We start from the raw sequence: 23,319 nt of genomic DNA on the forward strand, positions 1-23,319 counted from the left end.
TTGAGGGCGGAAGCATCGACGTCAACGGGCGCGGAACGCTGATCACCACCGAAGAGTGCCTGCTTAGCACGGTTCAGCAGCGCAATCCGGGGCTATCGCGAGCGGATATCGAACTGATCTTCGAGCGATACCTTGGCGTCACCAACGTGATCTGGCTCGAGCGCGGCATTGTTGGCGACGACACTCACGGTCATGTCGACGACATCACGCGGTTCGTCGGCCCGAACACGATCGTCACATGCTTCGAGGACGACCGCAGCGATCCAAATCACGAGATCCTGCGCGAGAACTACAAGCGACTGACGCGCGCGAAGGATCAGGACGGGAAGCCGCTGCGGATCGTGAAGATCCCGATGCCTTCGCCGGTCGTCTATCGCGACCAGCGACTGCCCGCGAGCTACGCGAACTTCTATATCGCGAATGGGCGCGTGCTGGTGCCTGTGTTCAACGATCCCAACGACCGCATTGCGCTGAACACGCTCGCAGAGTTGATGCCGAAACGCAGGATCGCGCCGATTTACTGCGGAGATCTCGTCTGGGGACTCGGGACGATCCACTGCATGACACAGCAACAGCCGAAGGGCGAGTGACGACGTTACACGTCCAAACCAATCGACCTCATTAACGCCAGCCCATTGCTCTTCGTAACAATGCCCTCGCGCAACTTGTAATCGAAATGAATTCTTTCGTCCTCGAACTCTTCCTGGAAGTGAACGTTGTGTACGTGCCCATCGAGCGGGCCACCAATCTCCGCGAGCGCCAGGTCGTGGGTGCTGACCATTCCTATGGCACCGCGGTCCAGGAATGCATGAAGTACGCCCTCGGCTCCTATTCGCCGGTCATTCGAGTTGGTACCTTGCAGCAACTCGTCCAACAGGAATAGCAGTGGAAGATCACGGTCTGCAAGATCGAAGAGCTTACGCAATCGAGTAATTTCGGCGTAAAAGCGCGAGCTTCCTTCCTGCAAGGAATCGTTGATCCGAATGCTCGCACCCACATGCAAGGAGGTCAGTCGAAGGCGTTGCGCCCGGACAGGTGCGCCAGCCATCGCCAGTACGGTGTTAATACCGACTGTCCGAAGCAACGTGCTTTTGCCAGACATATTTGAACCGCTTACGAGAAGAACTCGAGTGTCTCCGCACAAACGCACGCTGTTGCGAACGCAGCGTCCCGCGGGGACCAGTGGATGCCCAATCTCCTCGGATTCGAAACGCGCCGCTCCTTCTGTAAACTCTGGAAATGGGTCGGCGGGATGCTCATAGCTGTAGGTTCCCAGTGATATCAGTGCCTCGATCTCGCCGATTGCCTCTAACCAGCGACGGACCGCATGTCCGTGATCGCTTCGCCAGCGATCAGCGGCGAATGCTACGTGCACCGAGTACATCAGCGGAATATCGAGCAGGCCCACAATCATGTTTCTCCGGGAATCGGAGAAATCGACGATGGTTTTGAGACGAGCGATCGCTTCGGAACTCGCAAGCGTATGCGAGGAGAGGTCTCGCTGAAGAGATTTCAGACGTGGCGAAGAGAAAGCCTGTTGTTCGACCCGCGCCAAAACGCCGGAGAGCAAGCCGAGGTCGTGAAACACATGCTCGGAGCTGAGCAGAACCTTGTCAATCCAGTTCCGCAGGGAGTACCTCAGAATGCTTTCGACGACGATGACGATGAAAAATGGGGTGGCGATTCCGAAGTAGCCCCACACGACAACGCCACCGATTGCCAGGAGCGCGAGCACCCAACTGAAGCCGCGAAGCCAGCGGGGCTTTGTCTCGGATGGACCTTCCGCCCATTGGAGCAAGGCTTGCGGATGTACGCCCACGCTTGAATCCGCGCCCAATATGGCCAAATCCTCGCGGAGATCAAGCTGATCCCGCAGCTCACGAACGGCCACGTGCCGTTCGGCGATCTCATCCACTGTCGATGGGGCGAGCAGCCACTTCGCAAGGGTCTCTTCACCCATGCGGGTACGGGCAGTCGAGAGAAGTTCGAAGAGATTGCCGCGCCCGAATAGATCGAGGTCGGCAGCGTATTCGTGGTGAGGATCGTTGAACCTTTCGCCCGTCTGTCCTGTTCCCGCCCAGCGGTCTTCAATACGAGCCAAGCCAGCCTTATAAAACACCGCCTCACGCCGGGCCGTGTCACGGGATGTCAGAATGCGCGAATGATAAATCGCAATGGCCACAAAGCTGAGTAATGGAAGCAGCACCCACGACGGCGAGAAGGCATGCTGTTTCAGGGACTCCCAGGCCAGGACGACGATTATCAAGCCCAGCAGCAAACGAAGATTCCCAAGACGAATGTGGATTGCCTCGCAATGAGCGGCTGCTGTTTCGCGGTGTTTGAGGCGGTCTCGATATTCCTGCGCTGGCTCCACAGGTTGAGAATACAGCAGGAGGAGTGACGGTCAAACCAAGAGAGATGGGCGCCGTCTCCCAAACGAACTACCCCGCCCTGGCGAGCCAGGACGGGGCACAGGAACTTTCTTGGATGGCGAAAACTATTGTTTCTGTGTGGCCTCGAAATCGACGAGCGCCTTCAATGTGTCGTAGGGGACGCCGCCAACGTTGCTGATGGGGCGGCCGTTCACGAAGAGCGTTGGGGTGCCGGTGACTTTCACTTTCCTGCCGAGGTCGATCGACTTCTCGATGCGCTCGCGCGTGTCGAGGCTGGCGGCACAGGTGGCGATTTTGGCCGGGTCGGCGCCGGCCTGCTGGGCGTACTGCTTCAGCTTGTCGATTGCGTTCTCCTTGGTGATCTCGCCCTGGTTGGTGTAGATGGCCTCGATGAAAGTGTTGGCGTCCTGATTGCTGGTGCGGTAGATGCAGTCGAGATAGCTGGCGGCCTCCATGGCCCAGGGATGGAGTTCGGCGAGCGGGAAGCTCTGGAAGATGAGGCGGGCGTTAGGTTCGTTGCTGAGCAGGCGGTCGACGATGGGCTGCGCTGCCTTGCAGGCCGGACACTCAAGATCGCCGAACTCGACAATGGTTACGCTGGGCGTGGCCGAGCCGCGGGTTGGGCCAAAGGCCTTTTGCAGGAGTTGGCGGTTGTCGGAGTAAGGATCGGCTCCGAAGGGGATCATTTCGCCGTTGATGGCGTGCTTGCCGTCCGGCATGACGTAGAGTTTGGCGACCTGCTGGCCTTCGGGCGTGCTGGCGAGGGCGGTGACTTCGGCGACGCCGGGGACTTGGGACCAGCGGATGTCGGCGACCTTGAAGTTGAGGTTGGGCTGGAACCCGAACATGCGGTTGTAGAAGGCGAGCACCGTGGCCTGATCGGGGAGCTTGGCGTCGGTGGCCGGGACTTCTTCGGTCTTCTTCTCGGCGGGAGCAGCCGTTTTTGCCGAGTTGGATGTAGATGCTTTCGCGGGCTTGGCGGTCTTTATGGGCGTCTTCGGCGATTGTTGAGCGAACGCAAAGCCAGTCATAAAGGCTGCGCTCGCCATGATCAATGCGATTTTCCTGTACATGGATTCCTTCTGTCCTTCAACTCAAACTCAGACTTCGTGACGGACTGCTATGGGGAAACGGCGTCCCACACCGAACGCCTTTTCCGTGATCTTAATCCCCGGGGCCGCTTGCTGTCGCTTGTACTCTGAACGCTCTATCATCTTTACCACACGGCGCACGAGTTCGATATCCACTTTGCGGGTTTCCGCGATCTGCTCGGCCGAGCGAAGGTCCTCGACATAGTCTTCGAGGATCTGGTCAAGGATGTCGTAGGGCGGCAGAGAGTCGCTGTCGAACTGGTTGGGGCGGAGTTCGGCGGAGGGCGCCTTGGTCATCGTCGATTTCGGGATGACGTGGCGCACCGAATTCACGTATGAGGCTATACGGTAGACCATCGTCTTCGGCACATCGGAGATGACCGCGAGTCCGCCGGCCATGTCTCCGTAAAGGGTGCAATAGCCGACACCGAGTTCCGACTTGTTGCCGGTGGAGAGCACGAGCGCGCCGAACTTGTTGGAGAGCGCCATGAGAATGGTGCCGCGAATGCGCGCCTGGATGTTCTCCTCGGTCTCGTTCTCGGGCAGTCCGGCAAAGACGCCGGAGAGCGCGTGCTTGAAGCAGCCGAAGATATCGACGATGGGAACGATTTCGAAACGGATGCCGAGGTTGGCGGCGAGTTCGCGCGCGTCTTCGATGCTTCCCCGCGAGGAATACTGGCTGGGCATGCCGACGCCGATGACATTTTCCGGACCGAGGGCTTCGGCGGCGATGGCGGCGGTGAGGGCGGAGTCGATACCGCCGCTGAGACCGACGATGGCCTGGCGGAAGCCGCACTTGTGGACATAGTCTCGGGTGCCAAGAACGAGCGCGGAGTAGGCGCTGGCTTCGGTTCCGGGAGGGCGCTCGTGGACGTCGCCCTTCTGGGTCGCGGTGTCGAAGTAGATCAGGTCCTCTTCGAAGGATTTCGCCTGCGCCAGCACGAGACCGTCAGGGCCGATCACCAGACTGGAGCCATCGAAGACGAGGCTGTCGTTGCCGCCGACCTGGTTCACCATGGCCACAGGAACGCGATAGTGGGTGGCGATGGTGGCAAGCATTTCGTAACGGAATTCGCGCTTGCCGAGGTGAAAGGGCGAAGCGGAAATGTTCAGCAAGATCTGGCCGCCGGCGCCGAGGAGTTCGGCGACGGGATCGACTCCGTAAAGTTGTCGATTCCAGAAATTCTTATCATTCCAGGCATCTTCACAAATGGTGAGCGCAATCTTGGAGCCGCAGAGGTCGATAAGTTCCTGGTGCTTCGCGGGAGCGAAATTGCGGGATTCGTCGAAGACGTCATACGTCGGCAGCAGGCGCTTGGATTGCACGAAGGCGATTTTGCCGTCGCGAAGGAGCGCGGCGGAGTTCATGACGCTCTTGCCGGTGCTGGCGTGCGCGGGGCTGGCGAATCCGCAGACGACGGCGATTCCCTGGGTAGCGGCGGTGACTTCTTCGAGCGCCGATTGGTTGCGGGCGAGGAATGCGGGTTTTTCGACAAGGTCTCGGGGAGGGTAGCCGCAGATACTGAGTTCGTGGAAGAGGATAAGGTCGGCGCCGGCGTCGCGAGCGCGCCGGGAATACTCGATGATTTTGGCGGCGTTGCCTTTGAAGTCGCCAACCGTGGTGTTGATCTGTCCCAGGGCGAGGATCACGGATTAAGTGTAAAGCGCGCGAGCGAGGGTCGCCAACTGACGAGAGAATTACCCCCTGCAAGAAAAACCCACCTGAGTACCAGGTGGGCGTGTGGAGCTTAATGCCGGTCTACATCGGCGGACTCGTTCCCATACCGCCGCCGGGAGGTCCGCCCATGGTTGGCGGGGCCCCGGTGGGATCGGAACCCGGCATGTTGTCCGGTTGTCCGGGCTGCCCGGGTTGTGTTTGCGTGGGGCTGCCGGGCGGTGGTGTCTGATGGGGATCCTGTCGAGCCCCCGGGCTTGTGGTGATGGCCTTTTCGCCTGGACGGAGCAGGCTTGGTGCGTTTTCGGGTTGCTGTTCTGGTGCCTGCTCTTTCTTGGCGACCTCGGTTCCAGTGTCGATGTGGACTTCCGGAGTAGTGCGCACGATCTTTTCGCCGTCCACCTTCATGGTTTCGACGCGGATCACACGATCACCGACAAAGCGCACGAAATGTACTTCCTGCGGCGGCTGACCATACATCCACTCTTCGTAATCTTCTTTGCCGTCGTTGTCACGGATCTTCTTGTCGGCGCGACCCATGGCGGCCATCACCATGTCCTTGTCCATGCCGACGAGCGCTCTGTGGTCCTTGATTGCCTGCTGCACGACAGGCGGCAGCGACGCGGCGTAGGCTTGCGCGGCATTCAAGGCCGTGAAGTCGAGAATCGGCTTCAGCATGGTTTTAATCTGTTCCGTGGTGACTTGCGGAATGTAGTTCTTGAATTCGATAGCGATATACGACCCGCGATTATTGACGTCGAGATTGGTGGGATCGCCACTGCGATCCATGGGCGCTACCTGGCCACCCGTCGCTCCCACGGAAATGCGCTCGTACCATTTCTTCTTTTTAACCGGGCCACCGTTGATCTCGAAAATGATGGCCTTGCCCTTGAAGAGCACGTTGGTAATTCGCACGCGGTCGCCGGGTTTGGCGGCGGGACCGTACTGGGCCACCATCGCTCGAACTTCCTGGGGACCGGGCGTGACCCTGCCGTCCGGCGTGATCTTGAGGCCGACCTTTCCCATGGGGAAATAGGTGTGACAGAAGACCTGTTCCGCCTGGAAGTTGCGGATGATCATCTGCCGCCCCTGGTCGTTGAGTTTCTCCGGTTTGCCTTTATCTCCCGCAAGTAACGGAACGGCAAGAATGACGAGCGCGGCAGCGAGCGCTGCTTTGCGATGCGGCTTCATGGGAGGCCTCGATTTCTGCCTGCATTATAAGCCCGTTTCAGTACCCCAGGAGGGGGCTCAAGCCGGCTTCACCGGAGTTAGATGCTCGCCTCTGTGTTACGTTGCGGCACGGAAATGGAAGAGAGTTCCGGCTTTGGGGCCCAAGCGACCAGCACGAACCCAAGAAGAAGCACCAGCGTGCCAGTCAGGCTGGCTTCCAGACCGTAAGCGCCGCCCGTGAGCAAGTGCGAGCCGTGCGCAGTGGAGCGGACAACGATCGAAAAATCGCGAATTCCGCTGACCGGTAATCCGTAAACGATGCCGAGAAAAAAATTCCACCCAAAGTGCATCCCGATGGGGAGCCAGAGGGTTCGGGTGCGAAGGTAGGCGTAGGCGAAAAGGACTCCCACCAGGATAGTGTTGAAAAACGCGAGGCTGAGCATGCCCTGCGAGTTGGGATTCTGTAGGTGAACTGCGCCGAAAAAGATCGAAAGCACGATGATGGCACCGATCGGGCGAATGGCTTCCACGAGGCGCTGAAAGGGATATCCGCGAAACGCGAGTTCTTCCAGGGCCGCACCTCCGATGAGAAGTACTACTGCGAGCAGTTCATGGGCGATTGCCAGGCCGGAGAAATTGAAAGCGAGCGACAGGTGGCCGATGATCGCCACCGACGCAACTGCGATGGTGATGAGGACAGCCGAGATCGCGAATCCTGCTGCGGACTGCGTTACTGCCAGCCGTCTCCAGGGGAGTCCTTGATACTGCCAGGGATCGCCATCCCACTGATCGAGAATGCGCGTGTAGAGCAGAAAGCCTCCAGCCAGCACGGCTGCGGCGAGCCAGCGATAAGCAGTGTCGGCCAGTAACGGGTGCCCGGCGAAAGCAAGAAACGTGAGAATCGGAATGAAGAGATTCGCGAGCACAACCAGGATCGCGGCCAGAAGAAAACGCACAAGTGGATGCGGCGGCTTGGGGAGGGAGACCGGCGCCGGAACATATTCCGGCGTCGGCCCGGAAAAAATGGGGTGCTCCGGAGTCATTTCGAAGCCTGGGTCGCGGCAACGACCTGGACCGACAGACCTTCACGAGCGACCCGGAAGGGCAGAATCGTGGCCTCCGCCGCGCGCAGGGCATTCTCAACCCGCTCGCGGGTATCCGGTTCGGCGAAGAACAGGACGCAACCGCCGCCGCCGGCTCCGCACACCTTTGCGGCCAATCCGCCATTCTTTTTCGCCACATCCACAAGTTTATCTATGAACGGCGTGGTTATTCCCGGCGCGTTGGTGCGACGCAGTTTCCATTCCTCTCGAATGAGACGCGCTACTTCTCTCCACTTGCCGTTTGCGAGTGCGGCGTGCATGGCCTGGGCGATCGCGGTGATGTTCTCGAAATTACGGAACACCTTCTTGTTGCCGTCGATATGCGACTTGAAGACTTCCCAGTTGTTGATACCGGACTGTCGCGGCGCTCCGGTATAGGCGAGCACGAAACGCGAGTCGAGTTCCTCGAGCGGAACCGGAATGGCTTCACGATGAATGCCGTCAGGGTCGAGATGAATAGCGCTGGCGCCTCCGTAAAGCGCCGGGTAATAGTCCTGGCAGCCGGTGGGAACCTGGATCAGTTGCGCCTCGATGTTCTGAGCGAGCACGCGCGTCTCCTCCAGCCCCAGTTCCCTTCCCGTGAACTTCGCCAACGCGGCCGTCGAGGCGATCATCAGCGCCGAGGAACCTGAGATGCCCGCTCCGGCTGGAGACTCGGAGTGTGTCTCCATGCGGAACCCACCTTCGGGCGCGAAGAATTTCACAAGATAGGCGGCAAGAGGATGTTTGAACTTCGTCGCCTTGCAGAGTTCGCCGAAGCTCGCAAACTTTTCCTCGCGTCCAGTATCGGTGGACTTGAGATGAATCTGCTTGCCAGATGTGGGATGAATGCGACAGGTGGTGAGAACGTTGACCGCGAGGTTTACCGTGACAGCACCAGGATGAAAGAGATAAAGAGGCCAGAGATCGACGGTGCCTCCGGCGAGATCAACGCGACATGGGGCTTGCGAAAGGATGATTTGCTGGGAATTCCCTTGGGTCGGCATGACAGAAGTGTTCTATCACAACAATTGACGATTGACGATTTTCAGATTGACGATGAGGTTCACTACGAAGGCGCGAAGGCACGAAGGAGGTCATTTCTAAACTCTTCGTGCCTTCGTGACTTCAGGATGAGAAAGTGAATTCAAATCTCCGCGCTCAGTCTCATCACTTCCCTTACGACTTCTTCCACATCTTTCTGCGTGCTGCGGTGGTTTGTGATGCAGGCGCGGAGGGCGAATTTGCCGTTGAGCATCGCATTGGAGAAGAAGACGCGTCCGGCGCGTTGCGAGCGCTTCACGATCTCGGCGTTGACAGCATTTACCTCGTCTTCGGAATTTGCTTCGGGCCTGTAGCGGAAGCAGACGGCGCTCAGTTCGACGGGGGCGAGCAGATCGAGTTTGTCATGTTCACCGACGACGGATGCCAGGTGCAGTGCCAATCGCAAATCTTCCGCGATGGAATCCCGAAAGGCCTGTGCGCCGTGATAGCGCAGCGATAGCCAGATTTTCAGGGCGCGGAAGCGGCGCGAGAGTTCCATCGACTCCTCGAAGAACGCAAAGCCCTCAATCGGATCGCTCGAGAGAACCTTGGTGTAGTCGCCGCTGTGTGAGAAAGCACGTTGCGCGGCGGTGGGGTTGCGGTAGAGAAGGCACCCACAATCCAGTGGTTGGTAGAGCCACTTGTGCGCGTCAAGAGAGAGCGAATCGGCACGGGAGAGGCCGCGGAACTTGTCTGGGGCCACCGATGCTGCGAATGCGCCATAGGCGCCATCGACGTGGAACCAGAGATCGTTGGCGGAGGCGATGGTTGCGAGCTCGTCGAGGGGATCGATGCTGCCGGTTGCGGTCGTTCCGGCGCTGCCGACAATTGCAATCGGGCGCTTCCCCGCCCCGCGGTCTTCGCGGATGGCCTTCTCCAACTCGTCAACTTTCATCCGGAAGCGCTCGTCGACGCCGATGTAGCGAATGGAGTTGTAGCCAAGCCCGAGCAACGCCGCGGCCTTGGGCACCGACATATGAACTTCGCTCGAAGTGTAGATCACGACTGGTTGCGCGCCGGTGTCGTTCGCGGGAGCCTTGGCCTCCCGCGCCATGGCCAGCCCCATCAGGTTCGCCGAGGAACCGCCACCGGTCAGGCTCCCGGAGAATCCGCGGCAGCCGATGAACTCGCCCAACCAGCGCACGACTGTTCGCTCAATGGTCGCCGCCGCGGGTCCGGACCGCCATGAAGTCACGTTCTGGTTGAGGACGCTCGCCACCAGGTCGGCTATCGCACCGACAGGCTCACCGGAACCCAATACGTATCCAAAGAATCGGGGAGTGTTCTGTCGAGATAACTCGAGCACTCGCGCGAAATCGTCGAATGCGGCCTCGCCAAGAGGCTCTTCCGGCAGGCCCAGATCAAAAATCGCGTTGGTTTCTTCTCCGCTGGTTTCCGGAAAAGATGGCGCTGTCGGCAATTGCTGAAGAAAGACAGTGGTCAGGTCAACGGCGCGGTTGGCGAGTTTGCGGTACTGCTCGGGGGAAAGATTGAGACGGGACATGACGAGATGAAGTTACAGGGTGTAGGGGAGATGTTCAAGAAGGTACGAGTTGCGAGGTACGGTGGGCGAGGTGTCAGGTATGAGGTGTCAAAGAAAATCGGGGGTGGTCTCAGATGACTGAACCCTCGTACCCCGAACCTCGTACCTCGCAGTTCGCCACTTATTGCAGTTTCGCTTCCGCGCTGGAGTCCTGATCGTTGCCTTGTCCCGGCACACTGAGCAGCAGGAGTTTGGAGCGGCCTTCGCGACCGCCGGGGAACAAGACCAGTTTGCGGTCGGCGTCATATGCCACGGAGTAACCCTTCACGTCGGTCGGCAACTCGTCGACGGCGTGCAGGCGCGAGTCGGCCTTCATGACCAGGAGGGAGCCACCGGCTGCACCGTAGAGCATGCGCGAATCAGGGTCGAGCCAGAGATTGTCGATGCCGGCATCGGCGGGGACGCGGGCGAGCTCCTTGCCGTTCGCGGCATCCAGCGAGAGCACGGCGTAGCGCACCGACACGTAAATGCGGTCAAGTTTGCGGTCGTAGACGATGCCAGTCGGTTGAGATGCGGCCAGCTTCGTGCGGCGCGTCATTTGCAGGTCCTTATTGAGCGCGAGGACTTCGCCAAGGTCCTCCAGGGTGGCGAGCAGGAGCCCGCGCGAAGAATCGAAGGCTAACTCCCGAGGTGTTCCGGGAAGAGGAACCGTGTTGGCCTGCTGCCGAGTGTGCAGATCGACGAGCATCAATCGCTGCTGGAGGGGGTCCGTGATGGCCAGCATGCCCCAGGCCGGGATGACGGCCAACTCCGCGGGCGAACCGTTCAGCGGAATCGTGCCGGTCACGTGCCAATCCTTCGCGTCGAGGACAACGATGTTGTTGGCATTATGGTTGGCGATGAAAACTCGCTCGCCATCGGGATCGACGGCGATCCCGCGCGGGTCCGACATGCCCTTCACTTTAGCGATCAGGCGGCGCTTGGCCGGATCGAAAATATCCACGGTGCCGGCGCCGGCATGGCTCATCAGCACGATGCCGTGTACGACGGCCATCCCGTCGAAGCCGGGCTTGCCGGGAATATCGAGCATACCGATTTCGCGCACGCTCTGTGCCAAGGCAGGTACGCTAGCGAGCGCAATCAACAGTATCGGGAGTAGGCGACGAGGGAACATGAGGTCGACGGCGCAGCCGAGAGTTCCGGCATGCAAATCCTAGGATGCGTCTGGCGCCAGTGATGCTGCCCGCCTGTTCCACACGACTTTCCCGCCCGTTTGGTGTTTTTCGCTTTACCACCCAGACGTTTATACTCGGCCTTTCAGCATAGAAAGGGTTCATCGATGCGTTTACTATTGCGCCCTTCTGTATGTGCTTTCCTTGTTTCTGTTTTTTTGGTGACGGCTGCATTTGCGGAGCCCATCACTTTCCGGCGCGCGGTGGAAGCCGCGTTGAAGCACAGCGGCACCATGGCTATCGCGCAGGCCGACCAGACGAAGACCTACCAGGAGTATCTCTCTGCCAAGGACAGCTACCTCCCTTCCGTGGCCTTCGGATCGGGCGTCGGCTATTCAGTCGGCATCCCTCTGGCGATTGTCGGAACCGCGCCGTCGATATTCAACGTCACCACGCAACAGTCGGTCTTCGACCCTGCGTTGAGGAAATCCATTGAAGCCGCGAAAGTAGATTGGAAAGCCACCGACCTCGACCTCGTTGACAAGAAGAACGCAGTGATCATGCAGACGGCGGTGGCATACTCGGGCCTGGACAACGTGACTTCGAAATTGAAGATACTGCATGAGGCTCAGGCCGCGGCCCAGCAGGCGGAATACATCTCGCAACAGAGGTTGAAACAAGGTATTGACAGCGAACTCGACCTGAAGAAGACGCAACTCGCCAGCGCACAGGTGGCATTGAGCATCGCCGAGGCTGAGGCGCAGGCAGATGTGTATCGCGATCAGCTTTCACAACTTACCGGATTTCCGGCGGCATCGATTGAAACTGTCGCCGAATCGGTTCCAATTCCTCCCGACATCCCGCAAGATCCCAATGTCCCGGGCGATGCCGCGGATCGAAACCCCACGGTGCGCATGGCGTTCGAAAAGGCGAAGTCGGCAGAGTTGAGGGCCAAGGCCGAGCACAACCGGATGCTTCCGGCGTTTGACTTCGGCACCCAATACGCCCTGCTCTCGACTTTCAACAACTACGATCAGGTTTACAAAAAATTCACACGCAACAACTACACCTTTGGATTGAACATCCGCTTCAATTTCCTCAATTTCGGACAGCGCGCGGCGGCAGAAGCAGCCGATGCTGACGCGATCCGGGCGAAGAAAATGGCCGAGAGTGCCAAAGATGACGCCGAGCTCGAAGCCCTCAAATTGCAGCGCAGCTTGCGCCAATTGGCCGCGGCCAAAGATGTCGCCAAGCTGCAATGGGAGATCGCGCAGGCAGGAGTGGACGCCGTTCAGGCGAAGATCGAGACGGGCCAGGCCAGTTCGCGTGACCTGGAAGCCGCGCGCATGGACGCTAACGACCGGTATGCACAGTATCTTGACGCAAGCCAGCAGTTGTTCACGGCTACCGTGCAAATGCTGCGATCAACCGGGAAGATCCAGGAGTGGGCCCTGGAAAAATGAACTAATCGGGCCATCGTGCCAACGGAAGGCAACAACAGCGAAACTCATGGTCGGGCGGTGCTGGGTTGCAGGCCGGAAGTCAGTGCTTGCCGTATCTTCCCCTGGCGGTCTAGATGTATGGTTCCACGGGGCTTGAGGCAGCAAACAGGAGACAGTAAACAGGTAGAGATTCCCACAATGGCCCGATGCCTCGATTAGTTCACTCGTAGCGTAAGGATTCTGTTGGCTGGAGTTTCGAGGCGCGGTTGGCGGGTAGCCAGCCGAAAATCATTCCGGTCGAGAGGGAAACGACGAAGGCGGCCAGGATCGACCCGACCGAAATGGGGATATGCAGGTTCATATCGGTGGGGATCAGCGCGCCAGCGATGATGTCAATGCCGAGGGCGACGGCGATGCCGATGAGAGCGCCTACGCCACTGATCACCATTGCTTCGACAAGGAATTGGTACAGAATCTCCTGACGGCGCGCGCCTACGGCTTTCCTCAAACCAATCTCGCGCGTGCGCTCCGTAACCGTAACCAGCATGATGTTCATGATTCCCACGCCGCTGATGATGAGGGCGATGGTTCCGACTAGGAGAAGGACGGCAGTGAGCGCCATTGAAATCTTGCGCGCCGCATCAAGAATTGAAGTGAGGTTTTGAACGAGGTAGACAGCGCCTGGCCGATGGCGCGATTCCAGCAGGCGCTGCACTTCCCTGGTAACGACCGGGACATTATCGGCGCTGTCGGCCTGCACGTAGAGGGTGCGAATGTAGTTCTTGCCCGAGTAGTACTTGATCAGCGGAAACGGAATCAGCACTGATTCGGAGGTGATTTCGGACTGGCCGAAAGTCGCGACGCGCTCACGGAACACTGCGATCACCGTAAAGGTAAGCTCGCCGATGTGGATTTGGTTGCCGACCATGTTCTGGTCCGGCAGTTTCTTCGCCAGGTCCTGTGTGATCATGCAGGCCTTGCTGGCCGTTTGCATATCCACAGAATCGAAGAAGCGCCCCTTGAGAATCAACAAATTGCGGATTTTCTGGAAGCCTTCCGTGACGCCGATGAGAGTCACGGCCCGTTCCTGTCCGTTGATGACGACGCTCGATGACATGTCGTGAGTGCCGGCGGCTTCCACGACATGCGGAAGTTGCTTGGCTGCAGCAAGGTCCCCGAGGCTGATTTCGTCGGCGACTGGCCGTACGGGGGAGTTGCTGAAGTAGGAAGCGTAAACCAGGTTCGAACCCACGCCCTCGATCTGCGCCATGACGTAGGTTTTACCGATCAGGGCGATCGTGACCACCAGCACGATGCAAGCGCTCCCGATGACGACGCCGAGCATCGTAAGAGCAGCTTTGACCTTATTGGCCCGAAGCGCGTCCATGGCGACGCGGATTGTCTCGCGGCTGAACATGCGAAAGTTGGTTCTAATATAAACCCTGGGTTGTGGGGAGTGTTTTAGTTTGCATACGTATGTGAGAACGCAAAATGGCGAAGCCGGAAATCAGGAGTCAGCCGGCAGAGCGAAAATACCAAAAGAGTATCGATATCAGTCCTATCCTTTACCATCCGCCCGGCGGTTCGAAGGAGTTGCGCCCTTGATGCTCTGCCCTCACCTTGCGGTTCAACTTAGGTGTTGGTACTTCGGTTCCACGTGTTTATTCCGCCACACTTGAAACCATTTGAGACCTCCGGGCTGCCGTCCGCATCTCATTTGTTACGTTCCAGTTGCAATTACGCGACACCCGGGAGCTATGGTCTGTTAACATACCGAAGATACGAACTATGGCCTTGAAGACACTGTTTTTGAACCCACCCTCGTTTGAGAATTTTGATGGCGGAGCCAGTTCGCGTTGGCCCGCAACTCGCGAGATTGAGTCCTACTGGTACCCGGTATGGCTGGCCTATCCGGCCGGCATGCTGGAAGGTTCACGCCTGCTGGACGCTCCGCCGCACCACATCGACGCTCAGCAGACGATTGAAATCGGTAAAGAATACGAATTCCTGGTGCTATTCACCTCGACACCCGGCTTCCCCGGAGACATGAGGCTGGTCGAGGCCATGAAGGCCGCCAACCCCAAGTTGAAGGTTGCGTTTGTCGGCCCACACGTCACTACCCTGCCCGAGCAGGCCTTAAACGATTGCCCCGCTATCGATTTCGTGGTCCGCAAAGAATTCGACTATGCGGTGGTCGAGTATGCCAACGGCAAGGCCCTGGAAGATATTTTGGGGGTCAGTTACCGCAAAAACGGGCGGGTGGTTCACAATCCGGATGCGCCCTCGATCAGCAACCTGGACGCTCTGCCACACGTGACCGAGATTTATGCGCGGGATCTGGACATCCGACGGTATAACGTTCCGTTCCTGCTGCACCCCTTTGTCTCGCTCTACAGCACCCGTGGATGCCCCGCACAGTGCACCTTCTGCTTGTGGCCGCAGACCTTGAGCGGCCATCCCTGGCGCAAGCGCTCCAGCGACGACGTTGCCGCGGAGATGAAGAAGGCCAAAGAGCTCTTCCCCTACGTGAAAGAGTTCTTCTTCGACGACGACACGTTCAATATCCAGAAAGCCCGCACCATCGAACTTTGCGCCAAGCTGAAGCCCCTTGGTCTTACCTGGTCCTGCACCTCGCGCGTCACTACCGACTACGAGACGCTGAAGGCGATGAAGGAAGCCGGATGCAGGCTCCTGATCGTCGGCTACGAGTCTGGAGATCCGCAGATTCTGAAGAACATCAAGAAGGGCGCCACCGTCGAGCGCGCACGCGATTTCACTCGCGACTGCCACAAACTCGGCCTGATCGTTCACGGCGACTTCATCCTCGGTCTTCCTGGCGAAACCAGGGAAACCATTCGCCGTACCATCGAGTTCGCCAAGGAACTGGACGTCGAAACCATCCAGGTCTCCATCGCACACGCCTACCCGGGAACCGAGTTCTACGATTTCGCGCGCGAGAATGGCTTCATTATCAACGAGCAGCAGATGGTCGACGCCGGCGGACACCAGGTCGCGCACGTCCAATATCCCGGCCTCCCTGCCGACTACGTCATGGAGATGGTGCACCGCTTCTACGACGAGTACTACTTCCGCCCCAAGGCTATTTTCCGCATAGTCAGGAAGGCTCTGTTTAATGGTGAAGAGCGCCGGCGCCTGTACAAAGAGGCAAAAGCCTTCATGACGCTGCGAGCCGCCCGCAACAAAGCCGTCCAAGAGAAGCGGACGCAGGCGGTACGGCTGCCACAGCCGGCGCCAAATCCGTTCCCAATCCTCCAGCATGCTGAGGCGAAAGAAGAGACGCTGAGCGTTTCGAACGATTAGAACCTTTACCAAGGCACCGAGAAAATTCCGGTCAAAAGCAAAGGACGAAGCCGTGCAGGCTTCGTTCTTTGTCTTTTTGATCAAGATATCTGTGCCTCGGGTGTCTCTGTGGGAGCTGTGTTTTTCGTTTTTGTGACAATCGCGAGACGTCCCGTTTACCCTGCTTTGCTACAATTTTGAAGTAATGACTCCTGCTGCTCCATTTTGTGATGTGCCGACGGCATTGGACGAGATCCGCGCCGGGCGCATGATCATCGTCGTTGACGACGAGGATCGCGAGAACGAAGGCGACCTGACCATGGCCGCCGAGAAGATCACGCCAGAGGCCATCAACTTCATGGCCAAACATGGGCGCGGCCTCGTCTGCCTTGCAATGACCGAGGATCATCTCGATGACCTTCGGCTTGGCCCCATGTCAGCCGAGAACACCTCAAATTTTGGTACGGCGTTTACGGAGTCGATTGATGCCCGCGACGGTGTGACAACGGGGATCTCGGCTTATGATCGCGCGCGAACTATCCTGGTTGCGATCGATGAACGCACACGCCCCAGCGATCTGGCGCGCCCCGGCCACATCTTCCCTCTCCGCGCCCGCAAAGGCGGCGTGCTGGTTCGCGCCGGGCAGACGGAAGCCTCCGTTGATCTCGCGCGGCTGGCTGGGATGAATCCTTCCGGCGTCATCTGCGAAATCATGAACGACGACGGCACGATGTCCCGTGTGCCCCAACTGACCAAGTTCTGCGCCGAGCACGGCCTGAAAATGTTGACGGTCGCCGAACTCATTCGCTATCGCATGCAGAACGAGCGCTACGTGCACCGCGTCGGCGAGGCGATTGTGCCGACGCGCTTCGGCACCTTCCGCCTGATTGCATACCAATCTCAGCTCGACGGCGAATCGCATATTGCACTGGTAAAAGGCGATGTTGAGAAGTTCGGCGAGGAGCCGACCCTGGTCCGCATGCATGCGCATTGCCTGATTGGTGACGTTTTCAGCGCGACCTGGTGCGAGTGTCGCAGCCTGCTCGAACAGTCCATGCGCATGATCCAGGAGGCCGGACGCGGCGCTATCGTTTACCTGCACCAGAGCTCACGCGGCTTCACATTTGAAGATTTCAAAGGCGAGAAGGCGCTCGTCTTCCACAAGGAAACGCGCCTGCCAACTCTTCCCGAGAGCCAGAGAAAGATTCAGCGCGAGACCGGTGTCGGCGCGCAGATTCTTACCGACCTGAATCTCAAGCGTCTGCGCCTGCTCACGAATCGGCCACGCAAAGTAGCCGCCCTCGAAGGCTTCGGGTTGGAAATAGTCGAGCAGGTGCCAGTGCCGGTAAAGGCTGACATTCCGACCTGCCAGGACTAGATTTCCGCACTCGGCATTCACTCGATCTCAGCTTCAACTTGCGAACGCTGCCGGCAGCGTTCGCTATCTCGATGGCTTCTTCGGTCCTTGTACCGGAGTCGGTGACTGTTGCGGTGCCGGTTCAGGCTGTCCGGGCGGATTCAGCCGGTTGTACTTCTTCAATAGCTGCTGCAACTGATCGTGCGGGATTGCCTGCACGGTGATGTTGTTGGCTCCGGTCATGGTCTGAGCCGCAATCATCGAGTTGACGATCGCTTCTTCCGTGGCTTCCACTGTGGCTGCGAAAAGAGGGTTGATCTCGTCGTTCGGAAGCATCTGGACGGTAGCAATCTTTTTTGCGGAAACGGCGCCCGGGTTCGCCGTGGAGAATGCCAGGATGAGGTCACCCGACGAGTCTTCCCCCAGACCGCCAATGCGTCCCACCCCCAGGATGGCCCTTTTGGCGATACGTCTCAATTGCGTCGGGAGCAGTGGCGCATCGGTGGCTATGACCACGATGATCGATCCGCTGCCCGCGGGCTTTGGTTCGGCGATCGCCGGCGGCACCAGTTCCCTTCCCACAGGAACTCCCGCGATGGTCAGATTGTGAGGGTTGCCGAAGTTGGATTGCACGAGCACGCCGACGGTATAGCCTCCCTGCGTGTCCGGCAGTTTGCGCGACGCAGTTCCGGTACCGCACTTCCAACCGAAGCAGATCATTCCGGTCCCGCCGCCGACGTTGCCTTCGGGGACCGGTCCAGAACTCGCTGTATTCATCGCGGCAAAAACGTCGTCCGGCTTGACGTGGAATCCGTTCATGTCGTTCAGCGGTACGTCGGCGGTCTCGGCCACCACCGGCAGCGAAGCCCAAAGGTCGGCGGTGTAGAGATCGGAGAGAGGGATATAGCCGGTTTTTCCCTGCCAAGCGATGATCGAGTCACGAACGACGCCAACGCTATGGGTATTCGTGATTGCCATGGCGCCCTGCATGAAACCGCTCTCCTTGATCCAGTTTGTACCGGTCATTTCGCCATTGCCGTTGAGCACCGTCGTGGCCGCCATTACGGAATCTTTCGCCGTTTTGCCACGCGGAAAGATGACCGTCACTCCGGTGCGCACGGGGCCTTTGCCGACTACGAGCGGCCCGCTTCCAGAGATCAGCGTGGTCATGCCGACCTCGACGCCCTTCACGTCGGTGATTGCGTTCAACGCTCCGGGTGTTCCCTGGAAAGGAATCCCAAGGTCGCGTGCGCGGATGGGTTTTTCTGTTAAGACATTTGCCGGTTGCTGGGCAACAGCGGCGATTGTCGCGAGTGCCAGGAAAAGCGGGATCAATCGGAATTTCATTCTGCCTCTAAGATTACGGATTCAGTATGACTTTGCCGAACATGTTGCTCTTGGCAAGGTATTCATGCGCGCCTGCCGCATCGCGCAATGGAAAACTCTTGTCGACAACAGGCTGCAGCCGTCCGGCAAATACGTGCTTCATCACCTCGCGAAACTCGCCCATGTTCCCCATGAAGGAGCCGAGCAGGCTCAACTGACGCGAGAATAGCACTCGCAAGTCGATGATGCCCTCGGGTCCGGTGGTCGCACCGCAGGTGACGAGCGTTCCGCCGGGTTTGAGCGAGCGTATGCTCTCGGGCCATGTGGCTTGTCCTACGTGCTCGAATACCACATCGACGCCTTGCTTTGCGGTGATCTCTTTGACGCGCTCCGAGATTTTTTGCGTGTAGTGATCAATCACCAAATCCGCGCCAAGTTCTCGTGCGCGATCCAGCTTCGACTCGCTGCCGGCAGTTGCGATGACGCGGCAGTTCCAGAGCTTCGCAATTTGGATGGCTGCCGAACCCACGCCGGAACTGGCGCCGAGCACGAGGACGGTTTGCCCCGGTTGAATCTTTGCACGGCCGACGAGCATGTGCCATGCCGTCAGGAAGACGAGCGGGACACTTGCGGCCTCGTCATAGGTCAATTCATCTGGGATCGGCAGGACGTTTACGCGGGGAGCTGCAAATAGTTCACTGTCCCCACCGGGCACACGATAGCCGAAAACGCTGAACTGCGGACAGAAGTTCTGCTTCCCGCTGACGCATTTGTCGCAAACTCCGCAAAAATACATGGGGGCGAGCAGGACACGAGTGCCCGGCTTGATGTCCGTTACGTACTCGCCTGCCTCGACGACATCTCCGGCGATGTCGCTGCCGGGAATCTGCGGGAGAGGCACGCCCGGCACACCCTGGCGCACGAAGAGATCCAGGTGATTGAGCGCGACGGCCTTCACACGCACCAGTACCTGGTCTTTGCGCAATACCGGGTCGGGCACATCTTCGTATTTCAACACTTCCGGCCCACCGTGCTGGTGGAATCGGATGGCTTTCATGATGGCGCTCCTCGCGAACCGAAAATGCTATCAGAAACGCAGGACCGACTCACCCAAGAGACGCAGAGGCGCAGAGATTGTCAGGCACAATACTCAAACGAAAAGGGGTTTTGTCACCGCCCCCAGTCCTTTTGATTTTGGGTTTGTGCATCAATTCCTCTGTGCCTCTGCGTCACAGTGGCGAATCGGTTTGCGAACTGTCACACCCCTCGCGGATAATAAACGCATGGACCTCTACGAAGAGATAGTCGCGTTGCGCCGTGCTGGACGCAAGGGCGCCCTGGCGACCATCACCAGCGTTCGCGGATCGATTCCGTCGTTTCGAACGGCAAAGATGCTGGTTCGCGATGACGGCTCGATCATGGGTACTATCGGCGGCGGATGCGTCGAGGCTGACGTTTGGCAGGCCGCGCGCGAGGTCATGGAGCAGGAGAAGCCCCGCTCGCTCAGTTTCGATCTCAATAACAATCCCAGCTATGACACCGGCCTCGTGTGCGGTGGTACCCTGGAGGTCTTTATCGAACCTATTCTTCCTCCGGCGGAACTGTTCATCTTCGGCGCAGGACACGTTGCGCTGAATCTCTCTAAGATGGCGTCCCTCGCTGGTTTCGGCGTATCGATCATCGACGATCGCGAAGCGTATGCCAGTCGTGAACGGTTTCCAGAAGCGCGACAGATCGTTGCCGAGGATTTCGACGCCGCTCTCTCCAGGCTTGAAATTCCCGAACATGCCTATATCGTGATTGTCACGCGCGGGCATCGCGACGATATGCGGGTACTTCGTTGGGCCGTCGATCAGCCGGCCAAGTACATCGGCATGATCGGCTCGAAGCGGAAGGTGCTGTCCATCTACAAAGAGTTGGAGAAGGAAGGCCTTCCAGCAGCGAAATTCGAGCGGATCAATGCCCCGATTGGGCTGGAGATTGGGGCGGTGACGCCGGAAGAAATCGCTGTGGCGATTGTGGCAGAAATGATTGCCGCCCGCCGAGGAGTAGATGCCGGAGCCCTCTCTAAAGCTCGCCCCGTTCAGGACCGGACAGCATCTCACTAGCTGAATTCGTTTGCAGGACGCGCTCCAATTGTTAGCATAGTACTGGCGGTCCCCCGTCCGCCCGGAGGTCTATGTCCAACGGCTCTTCGCGATTCAAGGCGGATTGCGCACCCATCTACGAACCCCTGCTCGGCCAGGCCCTGCTCGACCCTGAGCCGGAGACCCTCGCGGTCGTACACAAGGTGTTCGTGCAATTACTTGAGCGCCTCATTGACAAGCATCTCTCGAACGAGGAGGCCGCACAGGCTCGCGAGCACATGACTTCCCTGCGCGAGTTGCTCGACTATTTGAAATCGACGGGCGAGCATGGCGCGCAGATATTTCCGCACGCCGTAGCTTCGCTGCGTCAGTGGCTCTTCCGCGAGGAACTCGACCCGGTCCTGAAAGGCCAGAATCTGGATGAATTCGGCTTTCTCTGGCTCGACCCGCTTGAGACGGCAGCATTCTGCTCGCACCTGGTTCGGCGCATTGCCGCCACAGATGAAGCCGGCGCCGAGCGCATCGGCAATTTGTCGTCGGAAGCCAAGATCAAGCTGCTGCTCGAAATGGCCAAGCAGTTCCAGATGATGTTCCTGGCGCAGTTGCAGAACGAGGTCGGCAAAGAGCGGTTCGAGGCGGCGACGGAGGCCGGTGCGAAGGAACTGTACGAGTTGTACCATCACTTGCAGAGCCCGATCGGCTTTCTCGTGAATTGCAAGGAGAAGTTCGTGCGCGCGCATTTGCGCGAACTGGTGAAGCACCAGTCGCAGAGCAAGCAGTGATCACCCGGCCACAGGTCCGGAAGCCATGACTCGTTCTCCCAGCTTCTGCGGTTTGATTCTTTCGGCGGGCACTTCGTCCCGCATGGGCAAGGACAAAGCGCTGCTGCCCTGGCCACCGTCGGCACAGCCCTCCGCCGGGCTGATTGATACTTTCCTTGGTGCGCACATTACCGCGCTTCGGCCGCACTGCGACCTGGTTGTGGTGATCGCCGGAGCAAATTTCGATCAACTTGCGCCGGTGGTTTACTCGGTTGGCGGCTTCATGATTCGTAACTCCGCGCCTGAACTGGGCCAATTTGGCTCGCTCAAACTCGGCGTGCAGGATGTACTGAATCGCGGCCGCGACTCGGCCATTGTCGCGCTGGTGGATCGTCCACCCGTTCGTCCTGAAACACTTACGAAGCTTCACGACGAGTTTCTTGCCGCCGAAGAAGGCGTCTGGGGCGTTGTTCCCGAGTATCAGGGCAAACACGGACATCCCTTCTTCGCGGGACGCGATTTGATAGAAGTTTTTCTGCGTGCGCCTATTACGTCAACTGCGCGTGATGTGATGCACTCGCTGGCCGGGCACTTACGCTACATTCCAGTTGACGACCCCCACGTTAGTCTCAACGTGAATACGCCCGAGGACTACTCGCAGTTGTGCAGGTAACCTCTGGGTGACCATGTCCTTTTGACCGGGCTTTACAGCCGCGGCCTTGTTATATATTGAGTTGCGGAGATTTTTGCGCGCCATGCAACGTTCGGCTCCCGCCACAGCATCCACCGGGTTCGTCCAGAAGGTTCTTCACAAGAAACCACGTGTGGCCGTTTTTGATTGCGATGGCACCCTCTGGTCCGGCGATGCCGGCGCCGACTTTTTCTACTACGAGATCGATCGCGGACTGCTCCCAGAGAAGGTAAAGAACTGGGCATTGGCGCGCTACGAGGACTACAAAGCGGGCAAGGTCGACGAAGTGACGATCTGTGGCGAGATGGTCACTATCCACGACGGCATTCCCGATGCCGATATCCGCGCACTTGCGCGCGAGTTCTTCGCCTCAACCATCGCTCAACGTGTCTTCGGAGAGATGCAGGAGTTGACGCACTGCCTCGCCGAAAGCGGCTGCGAAGTCTGGGCGGTCTCCTCAACGAACAGTTGGGTGGTCGAAGAAGGAGTTCGCCGTTTCGGTATCCCGACCGAGCGGGTCGTGGCTGCCCAGGTCGAGATCAGGCACGGCAAGGCCACCAACAAGCTCATCCAGGTGCCGACGGATGAGCTCAAGGTCACCGCCATCCAGAAGCACATTCCGAAGATGGTCGATGCGATCTTCGGGAATTCCATCCACGATCTGCACATGCTGGAACTGGCGCGGATGCCTTATGTCATCAACCCCAACCCCGACCTCGAGGCAGTCGCCAGGGAGAAGGGTTGGCCCATTCACAAGCCTTTGTAAGGTGGTTCTTCGTTCTTCGCCTTTAGGGTTCAGTTCCCTGCCTCAAACGCTTGCCAGTTCGCTCTCTTCCACCGCGACTGGTTCTGAGGACAGCGCCAGAACACGCACTCGCTGGCCTTCGCGCAGTCTCTGCAGCGACAGCTCACGACCATTTGAGAAGCGCACCGCATCGCGATAATCACGACGATCGAGTTCCGTGAAGACGACTTCCTGATCTGGACTGTCGAGACGCAGCTTGCGCTGCATCTTCTCCGGAACGTCCTGTAACAGCAAACGTGCTCCCGGCGGCAAACCACAGTGCATCTATCCGCCGGGGGATTCAACAACCGGGCGACCTTGGCCCAGAAGCCATGAACTGGTTGTTCCTTAAGCTTATTCAATTCACATACTTCCATAGCCGGTGCCAGGCCCGTCGTTCCGAACTCGAACTTGTGAGCTACAAGATCCTCTCCACACTCGGCCAGGCGATTTTCAAGAGC

Annotated in this window: 20 protein-coding genes; 8 read left to right on the forward strand and 12 right to left on the reverse strand. The window is 58.7% G+C overall.

Features of this window, described 5'->3' with window-relative positions; genetic code table 11:
• On the forward strand, positions 1–590 hold a 590-nt coding region (locus ROO76_08705), incomplete at its 5' end, for an agmatine deiminase family protein (protein ID MDT8068232.1).
• A 5-nt stretch (positions 591–595) separates the two neighbouring features.
• On the opposite strand, the gene ROO76_08710 is transcribed toward ROO76_08705, so the two are convergent.
• The 8 genes from ROO76_08710 to ROO76_08745 form a co-directional block, all read right to left on the reverse strand.
• Positions 596–2,278 (reverse strand): mismatch repair protein, encoded by a 1,683-nt coding sequence (locus ROO76_08710; protein MDT8068233.1) that lies wholly within the window; start codon positions 2,276–2,278, stop codon positions 596–598.
• A 219-nt stretch (positions 2,279–2,497) separates the two neighbouring features.
• A complete protein-coding gene (locus ROO76_08715) occupies positions 2,498–3,466 on the reverse strand; it encodes a thioredoxin domain-containing protein (GenBank protein ID MDT8068234.1) in 969 nt (322 codons plus the stop codon).
• A gap of 27 nt (positions 3,467–3,493) precedes the next feature.
• The gene (locus ROO76_08720; protein ID MDT8068235.1) at positions 3,494–5,134 is read right to left on the reverse strand and encodes an NAD+ synthase; all 1,641 of its coding nucleotides are present in this window, start codon (positions 5,132–5,134) and stop codon (positions 3,494–3,496) included.
• Between the two features lie 109 nt (positions 5,135–5,243).
• The gene (locus ROO76_08725; GenBank protein MDT8068236.1) at positions 5,244–6,350 is read right to left on the reverse strand and encodes a hypothetical protein; all 1,107 of its coding nucleotides are present in this window, start codon (positions 6,348–6,350) and stop codon (positions 5,244–5,246) included.
• A 77-nt stretch (positions 6,351–6,427) separates the two neighbouring features.
• Positions 6,428–7,372: a type II CAAX endopeptidase family protein gene (locus ROO76_08730; protein ID MDT8068237.1), complete on the reverse strand. Its 945-nt coding sequence runs from the start codon at positions 7,370–7,372 to the stop codon at positions 6,428–6,430.
• Positions 7,369–8,418, reverse strand: coding sequence for a GHMP kinase (locus ROO76_08735; GenBank protein ID MDT8068238.1), 1,050 nt, complete (start codon positions 8,416–8,418; stop codon positions 7,369–7,371). Before ROO76_08735 ends, ROO76_08730 begins: the two co-directional genes overlap by 4 nt.
• Positions 8,419–8,558: 140 nt before the next feature.
• Positions 8,559–9,959, reverse strand: coding sequence for an aminotransferase class V-fold PLP-dependent enzyme (locus tag ROO76_08740; GenBank protein ID MDT8068239.1), 1,401 nt, complete (start codon positions 9,957–9,959; stop codon positions 8,559–8,561).
• Between the two features lie 160 nt (positions 9,960–10,119).
• Positions 10,120–11,112 (reverse strand): YncE family protein, encoded by a 993-nt coding sequence (locus tag ROO76_08745; protein ID MDT8068240.1) that lies wholly within the window; start codon positions 11,110–11,112, stop codon positions 10,120–10,122.
• 219 nt (positions 11,113–11,331) lie between these two features.
• Between ROO76_08745 and ROO76_08750 the strand changes: the two genes are divergently transcribed.
• Positions 11,332–12,573, forward strand: coding sequence for a TolC family protein (locus ROO76_08750; protein MDT8068241.1), 1,242 nt, complete (start codon positions 11,332–11,334; stop codon positions 12,571–12,573).
• Between the two features lie 199 nt (positions 12,574–12,772).
• Here the strand turns inward: ROO76_08750 and ROO76_08755 are convergent, their stop codons facing one another.
• Positions 12,773–13,969 (reverse strand): ABC transporter permease, encoded by a 1,197-nt coding sequence (locus ROO76_08755; protein MDT8068242.1) that lies wholly within the window; start codon positions 13,967–13,969, stop codon positions 12,773–12,775.
• Between the two features lie 371 nt (positions 13,970–14,340).
• Between ROO76_08755 and hpnJ the strand changes: the two genes are divergently transcribed.
• Complete coding sequence (hpnJ, locus tag ROO76_08760) at positions 14,341–15,873, forward strand: hopanoid biosynthesis associated radical SAM protein HpnJ (GenBank protein ID MDT8068243.1); 1,533 nt, start codon at positions 14,341–14,343, stop codon at positions 15,871–15,873.
• A gap of 184 nt (positions 15,874–16,057) precedes the next feature.
• A complete protein-coding gene (gene ribB / locus ROO76_08765) occupies positions 16,058–17,230 on the forward strand; it encodes a 3,4-dihydroxy-2-butanone-4-phosphate synthase (GenBank protein ID MDT8068244.1) in 1,173 nt (390 codons plus the stop codon).
• A gap of 63 nt (positions 17,231–17,293) precedes the next feature.
• On the opposite strand, the gene ROO76_08770 is transcribed toward ribB, so the two are convergent.
• Together ROO76_08770 and ROO76_08775 are read right to left on the reverse strand one after the other, a co-directional pair.
• Positions 17,294–18,556, reverse strand: a complete 1,263-nt coding sequence (locus ROO76_08770; GenBank protein ID MDT8068245.1) for a P1 family peptidase — start codon at positions 18,554–18,556, stop codon at positions 17,294–17,296.
• A 13-nt stretch (positions 18,557–18,569) separates the two neighbouring features.
• On the reverse strand, positions 18,570–19,592 hold the full coding sequence (locus ROO76_08775; GenBank protein ID MDT8068246.1) for a zinc-binding dehydrogenase: 1,023 nt from the start codon (positions 19,590–19,592) through the stop codon (positions 18,570–18,572).
• A 226-nt stretch (positions 19,593–19,818) separates the two neighbouring features.
• Here ROO76_08775 and ROO76_08780 point away from each other — a divergent pair, with 226 nt between their 5' ends.
• The 4 genes from ROO76_08780 (at position 19,819) to ROO76_08795 (ending at position 22,840) form a co-directional block, all read left to right on the forward strand.
• Positions 19,819–20,643, forward strand: a complete 825-nt coding sequence (locus ROO76_08780; GenBank protein MDT8068247.1) for an XdhC/CoxI family protein — start codon at positions 19,819–19,821, stop codon at positions 20,641–20,643.
• Positions 20,644–20,714: 71 nt separating this feature from the next.
• Positions 20,715–21,404: a hypothetical protein gene (locus ROO76_08785; protein ID MDT8068248.1), complete on the forward strand. Its 690-nt coding sequence runs from the start codon at positions 20,715–20,717 to the stop codon at positions 21,402–21,404.
• A gap of 25 nt (positions 21,405–21,429) precedes the next feature.
• Positions 21,430–22,056, forward strand: coding sequence for a nucleotidyltransferase family protein (locus ROO76_08790; protein MDT8068249.1), 627 nt, complete (start codon positions 21,430–21,432; stop codon positions 22,054–22,056).
• 82 nt (positions 22,057–22,138) lie between these two features.
• Complete coding sequence (locus ROO76_08795; GenBank protein MDT8068250.1) at positions 22,139–22,840, forward strand: haloacid dehalogenase-like hydrolase; 702 nt, start codon at positions 22,139–22,141, stop codon at positions 22,838–22,840.
• A gap of 42 nt (positions 22,841–22,882) precedes the next feature.
• Here ROO76_08795 and ROO76_08800 read toward each other — a convergent pair whose 3' ends face one another.
• Positions 22,883–23,143, reverse strand: a complete 261-nt coding sequence (locus ROO76_08800) for a hypothetical protein (GenBank protein ID MDT8068251.1) — start codon at positions 23,141–23,143, stop codon at positions 22,883–22,885.
• Positions 23,144–23,319: the final 176 nt, after the last annotated feature.

Source organism: Terriglobia bacterium, from assembly GCA_032252755.1.
Lineage (GTDB): Bacteria > Acidobacteriota > Terriglobia > Terriglobales > Acidobacteriaceae > JAVUPY01.